Annotated in this window: 1 protein-coding gene; it reads right to left on the minus strand. The window is 53.9% G+C overall.

What is annotated here, in order from left to right; all coding sequences use genetic code 11:
- Positions 1–51: 51 nt before the first annotated feature.
- Positions 52–464: ArsB/NhaD family transporter (locus ACOKCT_RS22990; protein WP_420193918.1), on the minus strand; the 413-nt coding region annotated here is incomplete at its 5' end.

Below are 464 nucleotides of genomic sequence, written 5' to 3' on the forward strand. Positions count from 1 at the left end.
GCCACAGGCCGGGTTGTGATAGATGGTAATGTTGCTCATATCAGTATCTCATTACAAAGTGACAGAGAGCCGCCACGCCAGCGCGGCCAGAGTGACAAACAGCACCGGCACAGTCATAACAATGCCGGTACGGAAGTAATATCCCCAGGTAATTTTTATATTTTTCCGGGCAAGCACATGCAGCCACAGCAGGGTTGCCAGACTGCCAATCGGGGTGATTTTCGGGCCTAAATCGCAGCCAATCACATTGGCATAAATCATTGCCTCTTTGACGACGCCGGTCGCCGTACTCCCGTCAATCGAGAGCGCGCCAATCAGTACCGTCGGCATATTGTTCATCACTGATGAGAGAAATGCCGTCAGGAAGCCGGTGCCGAACGTCGCTGCCCATAACCCCTTGTCTGCCAGCAGATTCAGCACGCCAGACAGGTACTCCGTGAGCCCTGCATTGCGCAGGCCATAGA

The sequence above is a fragment of the Leclercia sp. M-A074-M genome, from assembly GCF_965195605.1.
Taxonomy (GTDB): Bacteria; Pseudomonadota; Gammaproteobacteria; order Enterobacterales; family Enterobacteriaceae; genus Enterobacter.